The sequence below is a fragment of the Hamadaea tsunoensis DSM 44101 genome, assembly GCF_000428945.1.
GTDB classification, from domain to species: Bacteria; Actinomycetota; Actinomycetes; order Mycobacteriales; family Micromonosporaceae; genus Hamadaea; species Hamadaea tsunoensis.
On sequence record NZ_AUAX01000003.1, the window covers coordinates 105,961 to 126,931 of the forward strand.

A 20,971-nucleotide genomic window follows, 5' to 3' on the forward strand; every position below is an offset into this window, starting at 1 on the left:
GATGGCTATCTGGCTCACGAAGGACTCGAAGGTCATCGTCCAGGGCATCACCGGGTCCGAGGGCACCAAGCACACCCGCAAGATGCTGGCCGCGGGCACGGACATCGTCGGCGGCACCAACCCCCGCAAGGCCGGCCAGGAGCTGGACTTCGACGGCGTGAAGGTGCCGGTCTTCGGCACGGTCGCCGACGCGATGGAGAAGACCGGCGCGGACGTCACCGTGATCTTCGTACCGCCGGCGTTCACCAAGGGCGCGGTCATCGAGGCGATCGACGCGGGCATCGGCCTGGCCGTCGTCATCACCGAGGGCGTACCGGTGCACGACAGTGCCGAGTTCTGGGCGTACAACCTGGCCAAGGGCGGTAAGACCCGGATCATCGGGCCGAACTGCCCCGGCATCGCCTCGCCCGGCCAGTCGAACGCGGGCATCATCCCCGCGTCGATCAGCGGCCCCGGCAAGATCGGCCTGGTCAGCAAGTCCGGCACGCTGACCTACCAGATGATGTACGAGCTGTCCGACTTCGGCTTCACCACCGCGGTGGGCATCGGCGGCGACCCGATCATCGGTACCACGCACATCGACGCGCTCGCGGCCTTCCAGGCCGACCCCGACACCGAGGCGATCGTGATGATCGGCGAGATCGGCGGCGACGCCGAGGAGCGCGCGGCCGAGTTCATCAAGGCCAACGTGACCAAGCCGGTCGTCGGCTACATCGCCGGCTTCACCGCCCCGCCCGGCAAGACCATGGGCCACGCGGGCGCGATCATCTCCGGCTCCTCCGGCACCGCCGAGGCCAAGAAGATCGCCCTCGAGGCCGCGGGGGTCAAGGTCGGCAAGACGCCGTCCGAGACCGCGCAGCTCATGCGCGAGATCCTTTCCTAGTACGCGTACCGAAGCGCTCCGTTCCCGACACCCGGGAGCGGAGCGCTTTTCGTTGGCGGGGTACGTCAGTAGTTGTCGTAGTGCCAGCTGCCGCTCATCGCGCCGGCGCAGATCGCGACCAGGCCGCCGATGAGGGCGAGCGCCGTGAACGCGATGCCCAGCCAGAAGCCGATCTTGCCGAGCAGGGCGTCGCTGCCGGTCTTCTTGCCCTCGTTGATCGCGAGCCAGCCGAACAGGACGCCGATCAGCGGGCAGCACACGACGGCGAAGATGATGCTGAGGATGCCGAACAGCACCGTGTTGTCCTTGCCGGACTGCACCGGCGTCGGCGGTGCGTACGCGCCCCCCGGCGGATATCCGCCGGCCGGGTACGCCCCGGCGCCGGCCCCGGTCCCAGGTGGCGGCATGGCACCGGGTGGCGGCGCGGCTTCGGGCGGCGGCGGCATCGAACCGGCCGGGGCCGGCTGGTAGCTGGCGCTCTCGTAGATCGATCCCCCGCCGGGCGGCTCCTGGGGCGAACCTGCCGCCGGCGATTCGTAGCCCGTGCCGGAGACCGGCGGCTCGTACCCCGTGCCCGAGACCGGCGGCTCATAGGCCGGCGGCTGAGTGCCGTCCGATCCGGACGACGCTGGCGGTTCGTAGGGCGGCGGCTTGTCGTCGCTCATCGACATCTCCTTCTTCGCAACCGAGGCACGATCTGTCGGCGACCTTGAGCAAAGGGTAATGGCCGCAAAACGGACGCGGGTGTACTTCGTAGTTATCGGCGCCCGAATGTGGTTAGGTAGCCCGTGATGGCAGGCACCCCGGACGAAGAAACCCTGGCCGCGGCGGAGGCGGCGCACCTTGCCCGCCGCGAGACGGTGGCGCTCGACCTTGAGGCGCCGGCGGGGCCGGGCCGGCCACGCCAGCGGGCCGCCGTCCGGGCCAGTGCGGCGCCGGTGGCTCCCGGTGCGAACACGCGCCGCCGCCGGCTCCTGCGGGGCATGGCCGCCGCGACGGTCAACGCGCTGCTGGCCGCCCTCACCGCGATCGCACCGGTCGCCGCGCTCACGGCACTCGCCCTGATCACCGCCGGTCAGCACCTGAGCATCGCGGGCAGCCTGCGGTTCGGGCTCGCCGGCTGGCTGCTGAGTCTCGGCGTACCGCTGGAAACCGAGTACGGGCAGCTCACGTTGGCTCCGTTGGCACTGGGCACGCTAGCCGCGTGGCGGATCATGCGGGCGGGCGTGCACACCACCCGCGCGCTCGGTGCCCGGGGCAGCCGCAGCCCGCGCCGGGCTCTGCGCGTCGGCGCCGCCGTCGGCCTCGGGTACGCCTTCCTCGCCGGGCTGGCCGGCTGGCTCGCCGACGGCGACCTGGTCGGCGTGGCCCCGCTGCGGGCCGCCCTGCACGGGCTCGTCCTCGGTACGCTTTTCGCCGTCCTCGGCGCCCTGCGGGAGACCGGCGCGATCCAGGTCGTCGCGCAACGCGTACCCCGGGTGGTCAGGGATGCGACGCGGACCGGCGCGGTCGGCGCGATGCTGGTGATCGCCGCCGGTGGTGCCACGACGGGCCTGGTGGTGGCGTTGCGCGGCGGGGAGGCGAGCTCGGTGCTCGCGGCCTATCACACGGGTGTCGCGGGGCAGGCCGGGGTGACGCTGGTGAGCCTGGCGGTGGCGCCGAACGTGGCCGTCTGGGCGTCCGCCTACCTGCTGGGGCCGGGTTTCAGCCTGGGCGCGGACAGCATCGTGCGGGCCTCGGGCGTGGCGGCGGGCCCGTTGCCCGCGTTGCCGCTGGTGGTGGCGATGCCCGGCGCCCAGCTGCACGGCGTCGCGTATGTGCTGCTCGGCCTGCCGCTGCTGGCCGGGATCACGGCGGGCTGGCTGCTGACGCGGCGTCGCCTGCGGCCGCGTGACGGCGTGGTGCCCGTCGTGCGGTGGGGGCATCTGCTCACCGGCTCGCTGATGGCGGGCCCGATCGCCGGAGTGCTGCTCGGGTTGGCGGCGCTCGCCTCGGGCGGCACGCTCACCTCGACCATGGGGCACCTCGGCCCGGAGGTCCTGCCGGTGGTGGCCGCGGGGTCGGGCGTCATCGCGCTCGGCTGCCTGCTCGGCGCGCTCGGAACGCGGCCCTTCTATGCCCGCGGCACGAAAATGGGCGACCCCGAGGGATCGCCCATTTCGTGAACGGAGCCGTCAGCGGTTCACCGAGTAGATGATGCCGAAGATGATGTTGAGCGCCGCGACGACGTAGCCGACGATCGCCAGCGTGGCCGGCTTGCCGTTCTTGTTCGCCTGCAGGTGCGACAGCACGGCGAACAGGATGCCGATCGGGGCGCAGCAGAGCGCAAGCACGATGCCGAGGACGCCGAAGAGCGTGGTGTTGTCCTTGCCGGCGGGCGCGACCGGCTGCGGGATGACGGGAGGCTGACTCATAAGGGGTCTCCTTCAGGGGCCGTGAAGCCGATGGATGGACGAACAGCGGGATTGTAGTCATCAGGAGCAACCTGTGGGACTCCTGTGACCGGAGGATGATCGTCATACACCCGGCGACCGAGATCAACTCGAATCGCCGGATGTATCGCCTCTTTGGTGCGCCGAATCCCTATTGATTGGTCAGATCGTTGTGCAGGTTGTCATTCCAATGGGTGGTGAAACTGCAGATCGCACCGAGCAGCGCGATGACCGCGAGCGCGATGCCCAGCCAGCCCAGCCACTTCATGCTCGCCCTGTTCTGCTTCACCCGCTGGAGGTGAATGATGCCGAGGATGAGCGCCGGAATGCCGCCGATGAAGGGCGCGCCGTCGAGGAACCAGCAACAGCAGCACCCCGTGCCGATGATGCCGAACAGCACCGACAGCCAGCCGATGACATTGTTGTGGCCGCCCATCCGCTCGTACATGGAATTGTTTCCGGCGGCCGGCGGGGCGGGCGGCGGCGCGTACTGGGGAGTCGTGGGCGGCGTGCCCTGCCAGCCTCCGCCGGGGGCGGTCGGCGGCAGCGGCGGCGGAACCGAGGGCCCGGTCGACATCGACGGCGGCACCGACTGCGGCATCGACTGCGGCATCGACGACGGCATCGCGGCGGGTGGCGCGGCGGCGGGATCCGCCGGCAGCGGCGGCGCGGCCGGATCCGGCATCGGCGGCGGTGGGGTCATCGGCGGCAGGCCGGTACCCGTGGGCTCCGTCGTGGGGGGCAGCGTCTCCGGCGTACCGGAGATGGGTTCGGGACTGCCGACAGGCTCCGGGGCCGCCGGTGGCGCGGCCCAGATGGGCTCCTGCGGCTGGCCGGTGTTCGACTCGGACGGTTCCGAAGACGTCACGGCGACCTCCTCTTTTGGGCGTTTTGTCCAACATATGGCATTGATCGGCCTGGGTCTGTGAAATCGCAGATCCCGGGGCCAGATAGGGTGTTGCGGTGACCGCTCCCGACCGACCCGCCGGCGGCGGCCCGCGACGGCTCGTCGTCCTCCTGTCCGGCTCGGGCTCCAATCTGGCGGCCCTCCTCGACGCCTGCGCCGACCCGGCGTACGGCGCGCGGATCGTGGCGGTCGGAGCCGACCGTGACGGCATCGCCGGACTCGACCGCGCCCACGCGGCCGGCGTACCGACGTTCGTCCACCGGATTCCCGACTACGCCGACCGGGGCGCCTGGGACGAAGCACTGACGAAGTCGGTCGCGGCGTACGAGCCGGATCTGGTGATCAGCGCGGGCTTCCTCAAACTCGTCGGCCCGGCGTTCCTGGCCCGGTTCGGCGGTCGTTATCTGAACACGCACAACGCGCTGCTGCCGTCGTTCCCGGGCATCCACGGCCCGCGCGACGCGCTCGCGTACGGCGTGCGCATCACCGGGGCCACCCTGTTCGTGGTCGACGAGGGCGTCGACACCGGCCAGATCATCGCCCAGGTCGCCGTACCGGTGCTGGACGGCGACACCGAGGAGACGCTCACCGAGCGGATCAAAGAAGTCGAGCGGGCGCAGCTGGTGGAGTACGTGGGCCGGATGGCCCGCAACGGCTGGACCATCTCGGGACGAAAGGTGAAGGTGCTGTGACCAGTGCTGAGCGGCCGGACGCTGAGCGGCTTGACGACGTCGGCGACGGACGCCGCCCATTCCGGCGGGTGCTGATCAGCGTCGACGACAAGAACGGCCTGCCCGGCCTGGTACGCGCCCTGCGCAACGCCGGTGCGGAGATCTTCGCGACCGGCTCGACGGCCAACGCGATCGAGGACATGGGGCCGCCCTGCAACCGGGTGGAAGACCTCACCGGCTTCGGCGAGGCGCTCGGCGGCCGGGTGAAGACGCTGCACCCCAATGTTCACGCCGGCCTGCTGGCCGACATGACCGACCCGGCGCACGTCGCCGAGCTGGAGCGGCTCGGCATCGAACCCTTCGACCTGCTCGTGTCGAACCTCTACCCCTTCCGCAAGACCGTCGACCGCGGCGGCTCGCTGGAGGAGTGCATCGAGAAGATCGACATCGGCGGCCCGGCGATGGTCCGCGCGGCGGCGAAGAACAGCAACAGCATCGCGGTCGTCATCTCCCCCACCGACTACCCGTTCCTCATCGGAGCGGCCGAGCGGGGCGGCTTCACCCTCAAGGAGCGCCGGGCCCTGGCCGCCCGCGCGTACGGCGAGATCGCCGACTACGACCTGGCCATCGCCCAGTGGACCGGCGTGAACCTCGTCGAGCTGGAGGACACCGCGCCCGGCGCGAACTGCTGGCCGGAGTTCGGCGGCATCGGCGGCTGGCGTACCCAGGTGCTGCGCTACGGCGAGAACCCGCACCAGGCGGCCGCGCTCTACATGGAACCGTGGGGCGCCCCCGGCCTCGCCCGGTCCGAGCAGCTCGGCGGCAAGGAGATGTCCTACAACAACTTCGTCGACGCCGACGCGGCCTGGGCGGCGTGCAACGCGTACGAGGGGGTGGCCTGTGTCGCGATCGTCAAGCACAACAACCCCTGCGGCATCGCCATCTCCGCCGAATCCGTCGCGGACGCGCACCGCAAGGCGCACGCGTGCGACCCCATGTCGGCGTACGGCGGCGTGATCGCGAGCAACGTCGTGGTCACCGCCGAGATGGCCCGCCAGCTCGACGGCGTCTTCACCGAGGTCATCGTCGCCCCGGGCTACGAGGAGGAGGCCGCGGCCATCCTCACCGCCAAGAAGAATCTGCGTACGCTGGTCGCGCCGCCCTATGTGGCGCAGGGCGTACAGCTGCGGCAGATCTCCGGCGGTTTCCTGGCGCAGACGGCCGACCTGCTGCAGGCGGACGGCGACAACGTGGACAACTGGCGCCTGGTGACCGGCGAGCCGGCCACTCCCGAGCAGCTCGACGATCTCGAGTTCGCCTGGGGCGCCTGCAAGTACGCCAAGAGCAACGCGATCCTGCTCGCGAAGAACGGCGGCGCCGTCGGCATCGGCATGGGCCAGGTCAACCGCGTCGACTCGGTACGCCTCGCGATCTCCCGGGCGAACACGCTGGCCGACGGCGAGGAGCGGGCCCGCGGCTCGGTCTGCGCCTCGGACGCGTACTTCCCGTTCCCGGACAACATCGAGCTGCTCGGCGAGGCCGGGATCACGGCGATCGTGTGTCCGGGGGGTTCGATCCGCGACGACCAGGCGATCGAGGCGGCGGAGAAGGCCGGCATCACGATGTACTTCACCGGATCACGCCACTTCTGGCACTGAGCCGGCAGCACGAAGGCCGCGGTCCCGATCGGGACCGCGGCCTTCTGCGTTCTTCGGCGTTGTTCCTCGGCGTTTACGCGACGACGTGGCGCTGCTCGGCGAAGTGACACGCCGAGAGGTGGTTGTCCGCCGCCGGCCGCAGGATGAGCAGCGGCTCCTCGGTGACGCACCGCTCCTGGGCCTTCCAGCACCGGGTGCGGAACCGGCAGCCCGACGGCGGGTTGGCCGGGGACGGCACGTCGCCTTCGAGGCGGATGACCTCGCGGTGGGCCCGGGCCTCGGGATCCGGCACCGGGACCGCCGAGAGCAGGGCCTGCGTGTACGGGTGGGTCGGGCGCGAGTAGATCTCGTCCTCGGTGCCGATCTCGACGATCTTGCCGAGGTACATGACGCCGACCCGGTCGGAGATGTGGCGGACCACGGACAGGTCGTGGGCGATGAAGATGTAGCTCAGCCCGAACTCGTCCTGCAGCTTCTCCAGCAGGTTGATGACCTGTGCCTGGATCGATACGTCGAGCGCCGAGACGGGCTCGTCGCAGACGATCACCTCGGGCCGCAGGGCCAGCGCGCGGGCGATGCCGATGCGCTGGCGCTGGCCGCCGGAGAACTGGTGCGGGTAGCGGTTGATGTGCTCCGGGTTGAGCCCGACCAGTTCCAGCAGCTCCTGTACGCGACGCTGCCGGTCCCCCTTCGGGGCCACGTCAGTGTGGATCTCGTACGGCTCGCCGATGATGTCGCCGACGGTCATCCGCGGATTGAGCGAGGTGTACGGGTCCTGCATGACCATCTGCACGTTGCGGCGCAGCCTGCGCAGCTCCGAGCCGCCCATCTTGTAGATGTCGCGGCCGTGCAGCTTGGCCCGGCCGGCCGTCGGCGTCTCCAGGCGCATGAGCAGCTTGGCGACGGTCGACTTCCCGCAGCCGGACTCGCCGACGATGCCGAGGGTCTCGCCCTTGCGCAGCTCGAACGAGACGCCGTCGACCGCCTTGACATCACCGATCTTCTTCTTGAAGAGGATGCCCTGCCGGATCGGGAAGTGCTTGACCAGGTTCTCGACCTCGAGGATGGTCTCGCCCTTCGAAGCGGTCTCAGAGACGGCCATCGAGCAGCTCCTTCGCGAAGTGGCAGGCGCTGGTCCGCCCGTCGCCCAGCTGGAGCAGGGGCGGGACGTCCGTCACGCAGATGTCCTTGGCGTACTTGCAACGCGGGTTGAACGCACAGCCGGTCGGCGGCTTCATCAGGTTCGGCGGCAGGCCCTTGATCGTGGCCAGCTCCGCACCCTTGGAGTCGAGTCGCGGGATCGAGTCGAGCAGCCCCTCGGTGTACGGGTGGGCCGGCTTCTTGTACAGCGCGTGCACGTCCGCGTGCTCGACGATGCGGCCGGCGTACATGACGGCGATCCGGTCCGCCACGTCGGCCACGACGCCCAGGTCGTGGGTAATCAGGATCATGCCCATGTTCAGGTCGCGACGCAGGTCGGCGAGCAGGTCCATGATCTGCGCCTGCACGGTCACGTCCAGCGCCGTCGTCGGCTCGTCGGCGATGAGCACCTTCGGGTCCAGCGCCAGCGCCATCGCGATCATCACGCGCTGCCGCATGCCGCCGGAGAACTGGTGCGGGTAGTCCTTGATGCGCGCACGAGCACCCGGGATCTTCACCAGGTCCATGAGCTCGACCGCCCGGCGGGTCGCGTCGGACTTCGACAGGCCCTTGCGCTTGCGCAGGGTCTCCGAGATCTGGTTGCCGACCGTGAACACGGGGTTCAGCGCCGACAGCGCGTCCTGGAAGATCATCGCGATCTCCTGGCCGCGGATCTGCCGCCGCTCCTCCTTCGACATCTTCAGCAGGTCGCGGTCCTGGTAGAGGATGCGACCGCCGGTCACCTTGCCCGGCGGGATGTCGAGGATGCCCATGATCGTCTGGGCGGTCACCGACTTGCCGGAGCCCGACTCGCCGAGTACGGCGAGCGTCTCGCCCGGGTCGAGGTGATAGGAGACCCCGTTGATGACCTTCGCGATCCCGTCGCGGGTGTGGAACTCGACGTAGAGGTCGTCCACCTCCAGGAGCCGGGGAGTGCTCGCGCGAGCCGCCGGGAAGTCGGTCTGTGGGCCAGTCATCGGATCACCGCAGCTTCGGGTCGAAGGCCTCGCGGATGGCGTCGCCCAGCATGATGAAGGCGAGCACCGTCAGCGCGAGGAACACGGACGGGACGGCGAGCGGGGTGATCTTTTCCCGCATGTGTACGCGCGCGGTCGCGATGTCGCTACCCCACGAGATGCTCGGCGGCTTGAGGCCGACGCCGAGGAACGACAGGGTGGCCTCGCTCGCGATGAAGGCGCCGAGGGCGATCGTGATGATCACCAGGAACGGTGCGAGCACGTTCGGCATGATGTGCCGCCACATGATCCGCCCGTTGCCGGCGCCCAGCATCCGCGCCGCCGACACGTAGTCCTGCTGCTTGGCCGTGATGACCGAGGAGCGTACGACGCGGGCGGCGGTGGTCCAGCCGAGGACGCCGAGGATGCCGATCAGGGCGGTCAGGCGCAGGCTCTGGCTGTCCGACGGGATGCGCTTCATCAGCACGATCGCGCCGAGCAGCAGCGGGATCGCCAGCACGATGTCGACGATGCGGGAGACCACGGCGTCGATCCAGCCGCCGAAGAAGCCGGCGATCATGCCGATGACCATGGCCAGTACGCCGGCCAGGATGGCCGCGCCCGCGCCGATGAGCAGCGAGTTGCGCGTGCCGTAGACGGCGTGCGCCCACACGTTGCAGCCCTGGAAGTCGTACCCGAAGGGGGCACCGGCGGAAGGCCCGGCCATCTGGTTGTTCAGGCTGCAACTGTTCGGGTCGGCGCTGGTGAACAGGCTCGGCCAGCAGGCCATCACCAGGATGACGAGAACGATGGCCAGAGCGATCCAGAACAGCGCGTTGCGCCGCAGCTCCCGCCAGGCGTCGGCGGCGGCGCTGCGTACCTTCGTCGCCGACTCCATGGTCTGCGGCTGGCCGGGGGCACCGGGTTCGCCTTGCAGTCCGGGCGTGGCGGAGTGCAGTTCGCTCGCCGCGGCGGTCTCAAAGTCACTCATAGCGAATCCTCGGGTCCAGAACGGCGTACAGCACATCGACGATCAGGTTGGCCACGATGTAGATGACCACCAGCAGGCTGACGATCGAGACCACGGTCGGGCCGTCGTCCAGGCCGATGGCCTTGTAGAGCTTGAAGCCGACACCGGGGACGTTGAACACGCTCTCGGTGATGATCGCTCCGCCCATCAGGTTGCCCAGCTCGACGCCGAGGAACGTGACGATGGGGATCAGCGAATTGCGCAGCACGTGTACGCCGATCACGCGGCCCTGCTTGAGGCCCTTGGACGTCGCCGTGCGTACGTAGTCGGCCCGCAGGTTGTCGCCGAACGAGGCGCGGGTGAGCCGCATGGCGGTCGCGAGCGAGAGTGAGCCGAGCACCAGACCGGGCAGGATGAGGGAGGTCCAGGGCTGGTCCGGCGTGTAGATGACCGGGAAGATCTTCCACTTGATCGCGAAGAGGTACTGCGCGAGCGGGGCCAGGACGATCGACGGGATGCCGATGACGACCAGGGTCAGTACCAGGGTCGTGTTGTCGAAGACGCCGCCTCGGCGCAGCGCGGCGATGATGCCGAACGAGACGCCGACGATCATCGCGAAGAGCAGGGCGATGAGGGCGATCTTGCCGGTCAGCACCAGCGCGTCGCCGATCGAGTCGAAGACCGAGCGCCCGGTGTACGTCGTCAGGTTCCCCGTGAAGAGATCCTTGAGGAAGTAGAGGTAGCGCTGGAAGAACCCGGCGTTCAGATGGAACTGCTCCGTGAGCGCGGCCCGCTGCTGGGGGGTCACGGGCTTCTCACCCGCCAGTGCCTGGATGGGGTCTCCACCACCGGCGAACATCAGGGCGAACACGATCAGCGTCGCCCCGAAGAAGGTCAGCACACCTTGGAGCAGGCGCCGCACAATGTAGCGGAACATGAGTCTAGTCTCTCCGGATGTGGGAGGTTTTGGGGCGATTCCCCTAAAGACCCGGACACGGGCGTGGCGCCGCCGGCTCCGGTCGGAGCCGGCGGCGCCTGAGCGTGCCCATTAGATCAAGACTGCTCCCGGCTGAATCAGCCGACGTACTCGATCTTGGTCAGGTTGACCCGGTTGTACAGGTCGATCTCGACGTTCTTGACCTTGGTCGAGATGCCGTAGCTGTTCTGGCCGAAGCGCAGCGGCATGACCGGCATGTCCTTGGCCAGGATGTCCTCGGCCTGCTGCCACTTGGCGATGGCCTCGTCCGAGGTCTTGGCCTCACGGCCGTCCTGGACCAGCTTGTCGAAGTCGGGGTTGCTGTACCCGTAGTAGTTCGAGGAGCCCTTGGTGGTGTACAGCGGGCCGAGGTAGTCCTCCATCGACGGGTAGTCCATCACCCACGCCATCCGGAAGACGCCGACCGACTCCTTCTTCTGGACCTTGGTCAGGAGGTCGGCGAACTTCGCCTCCGGCTGGCCGACGCACTCGACACCCAGGTTGGCCTTGAGCTGGTTGCAGGTCGCGTCGACCCAGTCCTTGTGGCCGCCGTCGGCGTTGTAGCTGATCGTCAGCTTCGCCGGGCCGCCGGCCTGCTGGTACAACGTCTTCGCGTCAGCCGGCTTGTACTCGCAGTTCGCACCGCAGGTGTTGTCGCGGTAACCCGCGACCACGGGGGACACGAACGAGTACGCCGCCTTCTGCGACCCCTTGAAGACCTGGTCCACGATCTGCTGGCGGTCGATCGCCATCGAGATCGCGCGGCGGACGTCGACGTTCGCGAACGACTTGTCGTACGTCGGGAACGACAGGAACTGGAACGTCGAAGCGGGGCTCTGCAGGAACCGGTCGCCCAGGTCGCCGTCGGCCGTGGTGAGGTTCTCCGTGGGGATCTGCTTCATCACGTCGTCGTTGCCGGCCAGCAGGTCGGCGTACTCGGCCGAGGGCTGCTGGTAGATCTTGAAGTCCGCGCCGCTGATGTGCGGAGCCGTGCCCTTGTACGCGTCGTACCGGGTGACCGAGATCTCCGCGTCGTGCTGCCAGGTGCCGTCCATCTTGAACGGGCCGTCACCGATGGGAGCCTCGGCGAAGTCCTTCTTCACGGCGCCGTCGGAGTCGAAGGCGGCGGCCGGCAGCGGGTAGAACGCCGTGTAGCCGAGCATCGTCTTGAAGTCCGAGAACGGAGCCGTCAGCGTCACCGTGAAGCTGGTGTCGTCGACCTTCTTCAGACCGGACAGGGTCTTCGCCGTCGGCGTGGCCTTCGCGTCCGCCGGAGCGACCGCGTCGTAGCCCTCGATCTGCGAGAAGAAGTACGCGTTCTGCGAGCTGCCCTTGTAGGCGGCGGCGTTCCACGCGTTGATGTAGCTGTCGGACGTGACCTTCTCACCGTTGTGGAAGGTCCAGCCGTCCTTGATCTTGATTGTCCAGGTCTTGTTGTCGGTCGTGGTGATCGACTCCGCCTGCACCTCGTACGGCTTGTTGTTCTCGTCGTAGTCCACCAGCGGCGCGAAGAGCGCGGCGAGGACCTGCGAACCACTCGTCTCGTTCGTGTCAGCGGGGGTGAGGAACTGGGGTTCGGCGATGCCGATCCGGACCACACCATTCGACGAGCTGGCGCTGTCGCCGCCCTTGCCGCCACACGCCGACAAAGCCAGCGCCGCGACCACAGGGAGCGCAGCAAACGCAGCGAGCTTGCGAACCTGCATTGAGCCTCCTCTTCTCTCGTCGCCGACGGTGTGACCCGCGACAACGTGCGGCAAAGGTAGGCCGGGCGCAGACGGCTGTCCAAACCCGGATTATCACAGGAGGGTCACAGTGAGCCCCATGAAACTTGCCCAGTCGGCAAGTCATCTGGTAAAGAACTCACAGTGTGGGATCCGGGGGCATTGTCCGGTCGAGGGTACGGATGACCGATTCCGGCAATCGTCACTATCGATACAAAGCACCCCGGAGCGTTGTCCGTTTTGTAGGGTTCTGGTATCCCGAAATATGGAACGCGGCGCGCGCGAACTCGCAAAGTGACACTTCTTACAAAGGTCAAAGGTCCGCTGACGTTGTTGATACAGCTGCTACAGGACTTTGATCATGAGAGGTTATCCACAGGGGCGGCTCGGCCGTAGCTGTCGAGTGGCTGGCAGGATGGTGCCGTGACGGCGAACATCCTGGACGGCAAGGCGACCGCGTCGGCGATCAAGGACGAGCTCAAGAGTCGCGTGGCGGCGTTGACCGCCCGGGGCATCACCCCCGGCCTCGGAACCGTGCTCATCGGCGAAGACCCCGGTTCGCAGGCGTACGTGGCCGGCAAGCACCGCGACTGCGCCGAGGTCGGCATCGCCTCGCTGCGCAAGGACCTGCCCGCGGACGCCACCCAGGCCCAGGTCGACCAGGCTCTCGCCGAACTCAACGCCGACCCCGCCTGCCACGGCTACATCGTCCAGCTGCCGCTGCCCCGGGGCCTGTCCGAGCAGCGCGCCCTCGAACTCATCGACCCGGACAAGGACGCCGACGGCCTGCACCCGGTCAACCTCGGCCGCCTGGTCCTCGGCTACGAGGGCCCCCTGCCCTGTACGCCGCGCGGCATCGTCGAGCTCCTTCGCCGCCACGACGTCCCGCTGAAGGGCGCCGAGGTGACCGTCGTCGGCCGGGGAACCACGGTCGGGCGGCCGCTCGGGCTGCTGCTGACCCGGCGTACGGAGAACGCGACCGTGACGCTCTGCCACACGGGGACGAAGGATCTCGCCGCGCACACCCGTCGCGCGGACATCGTCATCGTCGCCGCCGGTACGCCCGGCCTGCTCACCGCCGACATGATCCGGCCGGGTGCGGCCGTGGTCGACGTCGGCATCACCCGCGTGGTGGGCGCGGACGGCAAGGGCCGCTACACCGGCGACGTCGCACCCGAGGTCGCCGAGGTCGCGGGCTGGGTCGCCCCGATGCCGGGCGGCGTCGGCCCGATGACCCGGGCGATGCTCCTGCTCAACGTCGTCGAGCGGGCCGAGCGCCTGCTCGGCTGACCCCAGTGGGGCCTGTCTCCCGGATCATTCGCGGCCCGCGAGATCCGGGGAGACAAAGCCCTAGAGCTTCTCCAGGGAGGCGTGCCGCAGGACCAGCCAGACGGTCTGGTCCCCGAAGTCCACCTGGACCTGCGCCCGCGCGCCCTGCCCTTCGACCACCACGACCCGGCCCATGCCGTAACGCTGGTGGAGCACCCGGTCACCGGCCTCCAGCGACGGCACCTTCGTCAGGTCGCTCGCGGTCGCCAGCTTGGACGGGTCGATCCCGATCCTCGACGCGATCTGCGCGGCCCGGGCCGTCCCGCCGACGAACGACGAGTTGCGCTCGCGTACGCGTTCGGCGGAGCCGATGCCGCCGCCCCACGAGGTCATCGAGCTCTCGGTACGCTCCCACGCCGTCGTCTCGGGCGGCAGTTCCTCCAGGAACCGCGAGGGCGGGTTGTACTGCGGTTGCCCCCACGCCGACCGGGTGGCCGCCCGGCTGAGGAAGAGCCGCCGGCGGGCCCGGGTGATCCCCACGTACGCGAGCCGCCGCTCCTCCTCCAGCTCCCGGGGTTCGCTGAGGCTGCGCATGTGCGGGAAGACGCCGTCCTCCAGCCCGGTCAGGAAGACCACCGGGAATTCGAGGCCCTTGGCGGTGTGCAGGGTCATCAAGGTGACCACGCCCTGGTGGTCGGGGTCGTCGGTGGGCACCTGATCGGCGTCGGCCACCAGCGCCACCTGTTCGAGGAAGCCCGTGACCGTCGCCTCCTCCCCCGCGGCCTGCGTACGCTCGGTGTATTCGCGCGCGACGCTGACGAGTTCCTGCAGGTTCTCGACCCGGCCCTCGTCCTGGGGATCGATGCTCGCCTCCAGCTCGGTCAGGTAGCCGGAGCCGGTGAGCAGCAGCTCCAGCACCTCCTCCGGCGGGGCGGCGGTGGCCTTGTCCCGGGCGTCGTCCATCAGCTGCACGAACTCGCGGATCGAGTTGGCCGCGCGGGTCGAGATCCCGGGCGCCTCCGAGGCGCGCCGCAAGGCCGATCCGAACGAGATCCGGTCGCGGCTCGCCAGCGCCTCGACGCACGCCTCGGCCCGCTCCCCCACTCCCCGCTTCGGGACGTTGACGATGCGGCGTACCGAAACGGTGTCGTCCTCATTGGACGCGGCCCGCAGGTAGGCGAGCGCGTCCTTGACCTCTTTGCGCTCGTAGAAGCGCACGCCGCCGACGACCTTGTAGGGCAGGCCGAGCCGGATGAAGACTTCCTCGAACACGCGGGACTGCGCGTTGGTGCGGTAGAAGACGGCGACGTCGCCGGGCCGGGCCTCGCCGGCGTCGGAGAGCGCGTCGATCTGGCGGGCGACCCAGTCGGCCTCGGAGTGCTCGTTGTCCGCGACGTAGCCGACGATCTTCTCGCCCTCGCCCATGTCCGACCAGAGCCGCTTGGGCTTGCGGCCCGGGTTGCGGTCGATGACGGCGTTGGCGGCGGTCAGGATCGTCTGCGTCGAGCGGTAGTTCTGCTCCAGCATGATCGTGCGCGCCTGCGGGTAGTCGCGCTCGAACTCCAGGATGTTGCGGATGGTGGCACCGCGGAACGCGTAGATCGACTGGTCGGCGTCGCCGACCACGCACAGCTCGCCCGTCTCGCCGACCAGCTCGCGGACCAGCACGTACTGGGCGTGGTTGGTGTCCTGGTACTCGTCGACCAGCACGTGCCGGAAGCGCCGCCGGTACTTCTCGGCGATGTCCGGCTTGGCCTGCAGCAGGTGCACGGTACGCATGATCAGGTCGTCGAAGTCCAGGGCGTGGGCCTCGACGAGCTTGCGCTGGTAGAGCGTGTACGCCTCGGCCAGCACCCGCTCGTGCGCGCCCGTCGGCTGGAACGCCTCGGGGTCGATCAGTTCGTTCTTGAGATTGCTGACCTGGGTGACGAGTCCGCGGGGCGGGTATTTCTTCGGATCCAGGTCCAGTTCCCGGGCGACCATGGTCATCAGCCGCCGCGAGTCGTCGGTGTCGTAGATCGTGAAGCTGCTCTTGAGCCCGGCCGCGTCATGCTCGGCCCGCAGGATGCGCAGGCAGGCGGAGTGGAACGTGCTGACCCACATCAGCCGGGCGCGCCCGCCGACGACGGCGGCGACGCGCTCCTTGAGCTCGCCGGCGGCCTTGTTGGTGAAGGTGATCGCGAGGATCTCGCCCGGATGCACGTCCCGGGCCGCCAGCAGGTACGCGATGCGCTGCGTGAGGACGCGCGTCTTGCCCGAACCGGCGCCGGCCACGATGAGCAGCGGGGCGCCGTGGTGGACGACCGCGTCGCGCTGGGGTCCGTTCAACCCTTCGAGCAGCGACTCGGGATCGAGCCGGCCCTTGCGCCGGGGCTGGTCGTCGCCCTCCGGCCGAGCCTGGGCCGGCCTTTTGCCTGCGGTGGGGGCGTCCGACCCAGACTCAGGAGCACCTGACCCGGACGGCTGGGCGGGCAGTTCAGCGGGGAGATCAAAGAGAGCATGCATCGGACATGAAGTCTATGCCGCCGGGCCGACATTCCGGCGACGCAGACCCCGTCCGGATGGTGCTACAACCCCGCGTAGGAGAAACCGCAGGAATTTGTCACCTGGACTTCATGGATGAGGTTCGTGTCCGATCTGGCGTAGTGAGTGCCGTACCGGGAGGATGAAGCGCGGAACGACCCCCGTCCATCCCACGGAGGCATTTTCATGTCCAACTCCCGCCGATCCAGCTCACGGCTGTTCCGGCTGTCCGCGGTGCCGACCCTGGCGCTCGCGGTCGTGGCCGGTCTGCCGCTCGCCACCGCGCATCAGGCGCCCGCGGGCACAGGCTGGACCCCGATGACCCCGGTGTCGCTGACCTACACGGCGAACGCGCCGGGCAAGACTGCTTACGGCAACCTGATCGCGTTCAACGACTTCCACGGCGCGATCGACCCGCCGACCGGCAGCGGCGGCCTGATCAACGGCACTCCTGCCGGCGGTTCCGAGTACCTGACCACCTGGGTCAAGAAGCTGCGGACCGAGGCGCAGGCCTCCGGCGAGCAGTCGCTCACCGTGGCCGCCGGCGACCTGATCGGCGCCTCGCCGCTGGTCAGCGCGGGCTTCCACGACGAGCCCGCCATCGAGATCATGAACAACCTGGGCCTCGACCTGAGCTCGGTGGGCAACCACGAGTTCGACGAGGGCACCACCGAGCTGCGCCGCATGCAGTTCGGCGGCTGCCACCCGACCGACGGATGCCAGGACGGCGACGGCTTCGCCGGGGCGAAGTTCCCGTACCTCGCGGCGAACGTCCTCGACAAGAAAACCCACCTGCCGTTCCTGCTGCCGGTGAGCATCAAGCTCGTCGGTGGCGTACCGGTCGGGTTCGTGGGCATGACGCTCAAGGGCACGCCCGGCATCGTCAACCCGGCCGGCGTGACGTCGGTCGAGTTCAAGGACGAGATCGAGACCGCCAACTTCTACGCCTCGGCGCTCAAGCTGCTCGGCGTGAAGTCGCTGGTCCTGCTCATCCACCAGGGCGGCGCGCAGAGCGTCAGCACCGACGTGTCCAGCTGCGTCGGGTTCGCCGGCGACATCACCCCGATCGTGGCGGGTCTCGACCCGGCCTACGGCATCGTGGTGTCGGGGCACACGCACCGCTTCTACTCCTGCGCCCTGCCGAACAAGGCCGGCCAGAACGTCGTCGTCACCAGCGCCGGCTCGAACGGCCAGCTGCTGACCGACATCTCGTACACGCTCGACAAGAAGACCGGCCGGTTCGCCTCCGTCGAGGCGCACAACGTGATCGTGGAGAACGGCGTACGCAACCCGGACGGGTCGTGGCAGTTCGTCAACGGGGTGCCGGTCCGCAACCCCGACCTGGTCGACCCGAGCGCCAAGGTGATCGCCGACAAGTACCGCACCGCCATCGCGTCGCTGGCCAACAAGGTCATCGGCAAGATCACGTCGGACCTGTCCTCGGCCGCGCTGCCCAACGGCGAGAGCCCGATCGGTGACGTGATCGCCGACGCGCAGCTCGCGTACACGGCCACGTCGGCCGGGGCGCAGATCGCGTTCATGAACCCGGGCGGCATCCGGGCGTCGCTGTCCTACGCGGCGAGCGTCGGCGGCGAGGCGCCGGGCGAGGTCACCTACGGCGAATGCTTCACGGTCCAGCCGTTCAACAACCTGGTCGTGACGCAGACGTTCACCGGTGCGCAGATCAAGGAGGTGCTGGAGCAGCAGTTCGCCGGGTACGCCGGCCAGGGCACCACGCGCATCCTGCAGGTCAGCAAGGGCTTCACCTACACCTACACGGCGAGCGCCGCCCTGGGCTCCCGGATCAGCGACGTCAAGCTCAACGGCGTCGCGCTCGACCCGGCCGCGAACTACCAGGTGACGACGAACGACTTCCTCGCCAACGGCGGTGACGGCTTCACCAACCTGAAGCTGGGCGCCGGGCGTACCACGGCTCCGGGCTTCGACGTCGACGCGCTCACGGCGTACATCGCCGGGAACTCGCCGGTCGCGCCGGGCACCGCGGACCGCATCACCAAGGTGGCGTGAGTCCCAGATGGCGGTCGAGGCCCTTGACTTCACCTCGCCCCGTGGCATAGTTGGCGACGTGATCGAGCAGGTGCGATTTTACTTTTACGGCCCCGGGAGTCCCGCCGCCGTAGGTCGCGCCTGAGCGCCTCAAGACCTCACGAAAGCCCCGGGCTCCCAGAGCCCGGGGCTTTTTGCTGCGGGCACCGAGGATCCCGATCCAACCCATCGAGGAGTACGCGGACATGAGCACTCAGGCAACGACGGCGGCCCCGGCCGCGGTGGCGCACGGGCTGAACGGGACGGGGACCACGGAACCCGGCGCCGCCGGCGAGATCGTCGATCTGCGCGCGCGGATCGACGCGATCGATGCCGCGCTGATCGACCTGTGGAAGGAGCGGGCCGCGATCTCCCGGCAGGTCGGCGCGACCCGCGTCGCGTCCGGTGGGACCCGGCTAGTCCTCGCCCGCGAGCGGGAGATCCTCGACCGTTTCCGCGACGAGCTCGGCGCCGACGGTACGCAGCTCGCCCTGCTCATCCTGCGGGCCGGCCGCGGGCCGCTCTGAGCCGCGCCACGGCCGCCGGGACCAAGGACGCACCGCCAGGACCAGGTTCGCGGGACAACGTTGTCCCGGGATCTTGACTTCGCGTGGAATTCAGCCGAAAGTACGAGACCGGGCACGCGAACCTTCGCGTACCCGGCCGGCGTTCTATGTGGTGGAACCTTCGGTCCCGGGGTGGCACCCCCGGGCGTTTCCAGGCCCGATCGTGAACGGGGGCGCGTTGGCGCGCGCCCCCCACGTTCGGGGACACAGGCACTCTCGCAAAATAAAAGCCCTGGTGGACAGTCCCGTTACCTAGCTGATACCCATACGGGACGGCCCCGATACGCTCCGCCGAGGAACGAACCCTCAGACGAGCCGGCGATCCGCCGCCCACCGGGACAATTCGTAGCGGTTCGACATCTGCAACTTCCGCAGCACATTGCTGACGTGCGTCTCGACCGTCTTGATCGAGATGAACAGCTCCTTGGCGATCTCCTTGTACGCGTACCCGCGCGCGAGCAGGCGCAGCACCTCCCGCTCCCGGTTGGTCAGCTGGTCCAGCTCGGGATCGGCGAGCGAGGCGTCCGGCCGGGCGGCGAAGGCGTCCAGCACGAATCCGGCCAGCCGGGGGCTGAAGACGGCGTCCCCGTCGGCGACCCGGCGGATCGCCACCACGAGTTCGTCCGGCGAGATCGTCTTCGTGACGTAACCGCGCGCGCCGGCCCTGATCAGTCCGATGACGTCCTCGGCGGCGTCGGAGACGCTCAGGGCGAGGAAGCGCACCTGCGGGTGGGCCCGGCGGATCGCGTCGAGCACCGCCCGGCCGCCGCCCTCGGGCATGTGCACGTCCAGCAGGACGACGTCGGGCTCGTGCGCGCCGATCGCGCTGATCGCCTCGGGGACGGTCGCGGCCTCGCCGACGACGTCCACGTGGACGCCCAGTTCCGCCCGCACCCCCGCCCGGAACATCGCGTGGTCGTCGACGAGGAACACCCGCAGGCGGCGGGGTTCCGCGACAGTCTCGGGCTCGGTCATGAGGCACCTTCCTTGTTCGTGCTGACGGGCAGGTGCAGCCGTACCTCGGTGCCCTCGCCCGGCTCGCTGCGGATCTCCGCGCGGCCGCCGTGCCGTTGCATTCTGCCCACGATGGACCCGCGTACGCCATGCCGGTTGTCGTCGATCGTGGACATGTCGAAGCCGACGCCGCGGTCGCGTACGAAGACGCTGATCTCGGCGGGCTCCACTTCCGCGTACAACGAGATCGTGCCGACCTTGGCGTGCCGGGCGGCGTTGACCAGTGCCTCGCGGGCCGCGGCGACCAGGGCGCGGGTACGCTCGTCGACCTCCCGGTCACCGACGACGACGGTCTCCACCGCGATCGCGAACGTGTCCTCGACCTCGGCGGCGGACTCCTCCAGCGCGGCGGCGAAGAACTCCGACGCGGAGCCCATCGGCTTGTAGAGCCAGTTGCGCAGCGACCGCTCCTGGCCGCGGGCGAGCCGGGTGACGGTGTTGGTGTCGGCGGCGTTGCGCTGGATCAGGGCGAGCGTGTGCAGCACCTGGTCGTGGATCATCGCCGCCAGTTCGGCACGCTCGGTCTCCCGGATGCGGCCCTCCTTTTCGGACCGCAGGGCCGTCGCGGTACGCCACAGAGCCGGTGCGGCCACGACACCGACGCCGAGCAGCGCGACGAACGTGTACGCGACGCTGGTGGCGACCACGGACAGGCTCGGACCGCCATCGACCGGCGAGTACGCGAGCGCGAGGCCGATGATGCCGATCGAGACCAGGATCCCGCCGCCGATGAGGCTGAGCACGAACGTGGTCCGGCGGTCGCCGCCCAGGGCCCGGCCGAACTTGGTCATCCGGGACGGCTCGGCCTGGTGCCAGATCAGTCCGCCGCCGACGATGACCAGGGCCACCAGCCAGCCGGCCGCGAGCGTCAGCCCGTCGCCGCCCCACAGCAGATTCATGGCCACGACGACGCCGATGCCGAGCAGCAGGAACGGGATCATGCGCGCGACGTCCCGGCGTACCGGCGCGTCGGACTCCTCGTCCTTCAGCAGCGCCCAGTACACGGCGTACAGGACGGCTCCGAGGCCGTGCGCCGCGAGCAGGGCGATGAAGGCGATGCGGATCAGGGTCGCGGGCAGGCGCACGTGCGTCGCGATGCCACTGGCCACGCCCGCGACCATACGATCGGATCGGCTACGCCGCAGTGGGACGGGCGGCGCGTACGCGGGGCTCTGGCTCACCTGACGATCGTCACACGGGCGACCGGCACCCGACGACCCGAGACAACCCTGATTC

19 protein-coding genes are annotated in these 20,971 nt (G+C 69.2%); 8 read left to right on the forward strand and 11 right to left on the reverse strand.

Annotation, left to right across the window (positions count from 1 at the left end; genetic code table 11):
- Nucleotide 1: 1 nt before the first annotated feature.
- On the forward strand, nt 2-883 hold the full coding sequence (sucD, locus tag G401_RS0105535) for a succinate--CoA ligase subunit alpha (RefSeq protein WP_027341712.1): 882 nt from the start codon (nt 2-4) through the stop codon (nt 881-883).
- Between the two features lie 65 nt (nt 884-948).
- Here the strand turns inward: sucD and G401_RS0105540 are convergent, their stop codons facing one another.
- Nucleotides 949-1,548, reverse strand: a complete 600-nt coding sequence (locus tag G401_RS0105540) for a hypothetical protein (protein WP_027341713.1) — start codon at nt 1,546-1,548, stop codon at nt 949-951.
- Nucleotides 1,549-1,674: 126 nt separating this feature from the next.
- Between G401_RS0105540 and G401_RS43710 the strand changes: the two genes are divergently transcribed.
- Entirely contained in the window at nt 1,675-3,048 is a 1,374-nt protein-coding gene (locus tag G401_RS43710) for a cell division protein PerM (RefSeq protein WP_084556851.1), read from the forward strand.
- Nucleotides 3,049-3,057: 9 nt separating this feature from the next.
- On the opposite strand, the gene G401_RS0105550 is transcribed toward G401_RS43710, so the two are convergent.
- The gene (locus G401_RS0105550; protein ID WP_027341714.1) at nt 3,058-3,297 is read right to left on the reverse strand and encodes a hypothetical protein; all 240 of its coding nucleotides are present in this window, start codon (nt 3,295-3,297) and stop codon (nt 3,058-3,060) included.
- 169 nt (nt 3,298-3,466) lie between these two features.
- Nucleotides 3,467-3,763, reverse strand: a complete 297-nt coding sequence (locus tag G401_RS0105555; RefSeq protein WP_027341715.1) for a hypothetical protein — start codon at nt 3,761-3,763, stop codon at nt 3,467-3,469.
- On the opposite strand from G401_RS0105555, the gene G401_RS52405 reads away from it, so the two are divergent.
- The 3 genes from G401_RS52405 to purH are packed head-to-tail and all read left to right on the forward strand — an operon-like array spanning nt 3,762 to nt 6,551.
- A complete protein-coding gene (locus G401_RS52405) occupies nt 3,762-4,244 on the forward strand; it encodes a hypothetical protein (protein ID WP_051366201.1) in 483 nt (160 codons plus the stop codon). The two genes, G401_RS0105555 and G401_RS52405, sit on opposite strands and share 2 nt — an antisense overlap.
- 34 nt (nt 4,245-4,278) lie before the next feature.
- Nucleotides 4,279-4,914, forward strand: coding sequence for a phosphoribosylglycinamide formyltransferase (purN, locus tag G401_RS0105565; RefSeq protein WP_027341716.1), 636 nt, complete (start codon nt 4,279-4,281; stop codon nt 4,912-4,914).
- Nucleotides 4,911-6,551 (forward strand): bifunctional phosphoribosylaminoimidazolecarboxamide formyltransferase/IMP cyclohydrolase, encoded by a 1,641-nt coding sequence (gene purH, locus G401_RS0105570; protein ID WP_027341717.1) that lies wholly within the window; start codon nt 4,911-4,913, stop codon nt 6,549-6,551. Before purN ends, purH begins: the two co-directional genes overlap by 4 nt.
- Before the next feature lie 73 nt (nt 6,552-6,624).
- On the opposite strand, the gene G401_RS0105575 is transcribed toward purH, so the two are convergent.
- The 5 genes from G401_RS0105575 to G401_RS0105595 form a co-directional block, all read right to left on the reverse strand.
- On the reverse strand, nt 6,625-7,653 hold the full coding sequence (locus tag G401_RS0105575; protein WP_027341718.1) for an ABC transporter ATP-binding protein: 1,029 nt from the start codon (nt 7,651-7,653) through the stop codon (nt 6,625-6,627).
- Nucleotides 7,640-8,668 (reverse strand): ABC transporter ATP-binding protein, encoded by a 1,029-nt coding sequence (locus G401_RS43720; protein ID WP_051366203.1) that lies wholly within the window; start codon nt 8,666-8,668, stop codon nt 7,640-7,642. The genes G401_RS0105575 and G401_RS43720 overlap by 14 nt, the downstream gene beginning before the upstream one ends.
- 4 nt (nt 8,669-8,672) lie before the next feature.
- Entirely contained in the window at nt 8,673-9,638 is a 966-nt protein-coding gene (locus tag G401_RS0105585) for an ABC transporter permease (RefSeq protein ID WP_027341719.1), read from the reverse strand.
- Complete coding sequence (locus tag G401_RS0105590; RefSeq protein WP_027341720.1) at nt 9,631-10,554, reverse strand: ABC transporter permease; 924 nt, start codon at nt 10,552-10,554, stop codon at nt 9,631-9,633. The genes G401_RS0105585 and G401_RS0105590 overlap by 8 nt, the downstream gene beginning before the upstream one ends.
- A 137-nt stretch (nt 10,555-10,691) precedes the next feature.
- Nucleotides 10,692-12,299 (reverse strand): peptide ABC transporter substrate-binding protein, encoded by a 1,608-nt coding sequence (locus G401_RS0105595; RefSeq protein WP_027341721.1) that lies wholly within the window; start codon nt 12,297-12,299, stop codon nt 10,692-10,694.
- A gap of 441 nt (nt 12,300-12,740) precedes the next feature.
- Between G401_RS0105595 and G401_RS0105600 the strand changes: the two genes are divergently transcribed.
- Nucleotides 12,741-13,607, forward strand: a complete 867-nt coding sequence (locus G401_RS0105600; protein ID WP_027341722.1) for a bifunctional methylenetetrahydrofolate dehydrogenase/methenyltetrahydrofolate cyclohydrolase — start codon at nt 12,741-12,743, stop codon at nt 13,605-13,607.
- Between the two features lie 60 nt (nt 13,608-13,667).
- Here the strand turns inward: G401_RS0105600 and pcrA are convergent, their stop codons facing one another.
- On the reverse strand, nt 13,668-16,091 hold the full coding sequence (gene pcrA / locus G401_RS0105605) for a DNA helicase PcrA (RefSeq protein ID WP_027341723.1): 2,424 nt from the start codon (nt 16,089-16,091) through the stop codon (nt 13,668-13,670).
- Between the two features lie 204 nt (nt 16,092-16,295).
- Between pcrA and G401_RS0105610 the strand changes: the two genes are divergently transcribed.
- Nucleotides 16,296-18,137 (forward strand): bifunctional metallophosphatase/5'-nucleotidase, encoded by a 1,842-nt coding sequence (locus G401_RS0105610; protein ID WP_027341724.1) that lies wholly within the window; start codon nt 16,296-16,298, stop codon nt 18,135-18,137.
- Nucleotides 18,138-18,361: 224 nt separating this feature from the next.
- A complete protein-coding gene (locus tag G401_RS0105615; RefSeq protein ID WP_051366205.1) occupies nt 18,362-18,682 on the forward strand; it encodes a chorismate mutase in 321 nt (106 codons plus the stop codon).
- 345 nt (nt 18,683-19,027) lie between these two features.
- Here the strand turns inward: G401_RS0105615 and G401_RS0105620 are convergent, their stop codons facing one another.
- Together G401_RS0105620 and G401_RS0105625 are read right to left on the reverse strand one after the other, a co-directional pair.
- Complete coding sequence (locus G401_RS0105620; protein WP_027341726.1) at nt 19,028-19,696, reverse strand: response regulator; 669 nt, start codon at nt 19,694-19,696, stop codon at nt 19,028-19,030.
- Nucleotides 19,693-20,916 carry an ATP-binding protein gene (locus tag G401_RS0105625; RefSeq protein WP_051366207.1) on the reverse strand — a complete coding sequence of 408 codons (1,224 nt, stop codon included), beginning with the start codon at nt 20,914-20,916 and terminating at the stop codon, nt 19,693-19,695. The genes G401_RS0105620 and G401_RS0105625 overlap by 4 nt, the downstream gene beginning before the upstream one ends.
- Nucleotides 20,917-20,971 lie beyond the last annotated feature (55 nt).

Coding starts and splice junctions, on each gene's coding strand:
- pcrA (WP_027341723.1), bottom strand. CDS start 16,091: ATGCATGCTCTCTTTGATCTCCCCGCTGAACTGCCCGCCCAGCCGTCC.
- G401_RS0105595 (WP_027341721.1), bottom strand. CDS start 12,299: ATGCAGGTTCGCAAGCTCGCTGCGTTTGCTGCGCTCCCTGTGGTCGCG.
- G401_RS43720 (WP_051366203.1), bottom strand. CDS start 8,668: ATGACTGGCCCACAGACCGACTTCCCGGCGGCTCGCGCGAGCACTCCC.
- G401_RS0105575 (WP_027341718.1), bottom strand. CDS start 7,653: ATGGCCGTCTCTGAGACCGCTTCGAAGGGCGAGACCATCCTCGAGGTC.
- sucD (WP_027341712.1), top strand. CDS start 2: ATGGCTATCTGGCTCACGAAGGACTCGAAGGTCATCGTCCAGGGCATC.
- G401_RS0105585 (WP_027341719.1), bottom strand. CDS start 9,638: ATGAGTGACTTTGAGACCGCCGCGGCGAGCGAACTGCACTCCGCCACG.
- G401_RS0105550 (WP_027341714.1), bottom strand. CDS start 3,297: ATGAGTCAGCCTCCCGTCATCCCGCAGCCGGTCGCGCCCGCCGGCAAG.
- G401_RS0105620 (WP_027341726.1), bottom strand. CDS start 19,696: ATGACCGAGCCCGAGACTGTCGCGGAACCCCGCCGCCTGCGGGTGTTC.
- G401_RS0105590 (WP_027341720.1), bottom strand. CDS start 10,554: ATGTTCCGCTACATTGTGCGGCGCCTGCTCCAAGGTGTGCTGACCTTC.
- G401_RS43710 (WP_084556851.1), top strand. CDS start 1,675: ATGGCAGGCACCCCGGACGAAGAAACCCTGGCCGCGGCGGAGGCGGCG.
- G401_RS0105540 (WP_027341713.1), bottom strand. CDS start 1,548: ATGAGCGACGACAAGCCGCCGCCCTACGAACCGCCAGCGTCGTCCGGA.
- G401_RS0105610 (WP_027341724.1), top strand. CDS start 16,296: ATGTCCAACTCCCGCCGATCCAGCTCACGGCTGTTCCGGCTGTCCGCG.
- G401_RS0105615 (WP_051366205.1), top strand. CDS start 18,362: ATGAGCACTCAGGCAACGACGGCGGCCCCGGCCGCGGTGGCGCACGGG.
- G401_RS52405 (WP_051366201.1), top strand. CDS start 3,762: ATGGAATTGTTTCCGGCGGCCGGCGGGGCGGGCGGCGGCGCGTACTGG.
- G401_RS0105555 (WP_027341715.1), bottom strand. CDS start 3,763: ATGTACGAGCGGATGGGCGGCCACAACAATGTCATCGGCTGGCTGTCG.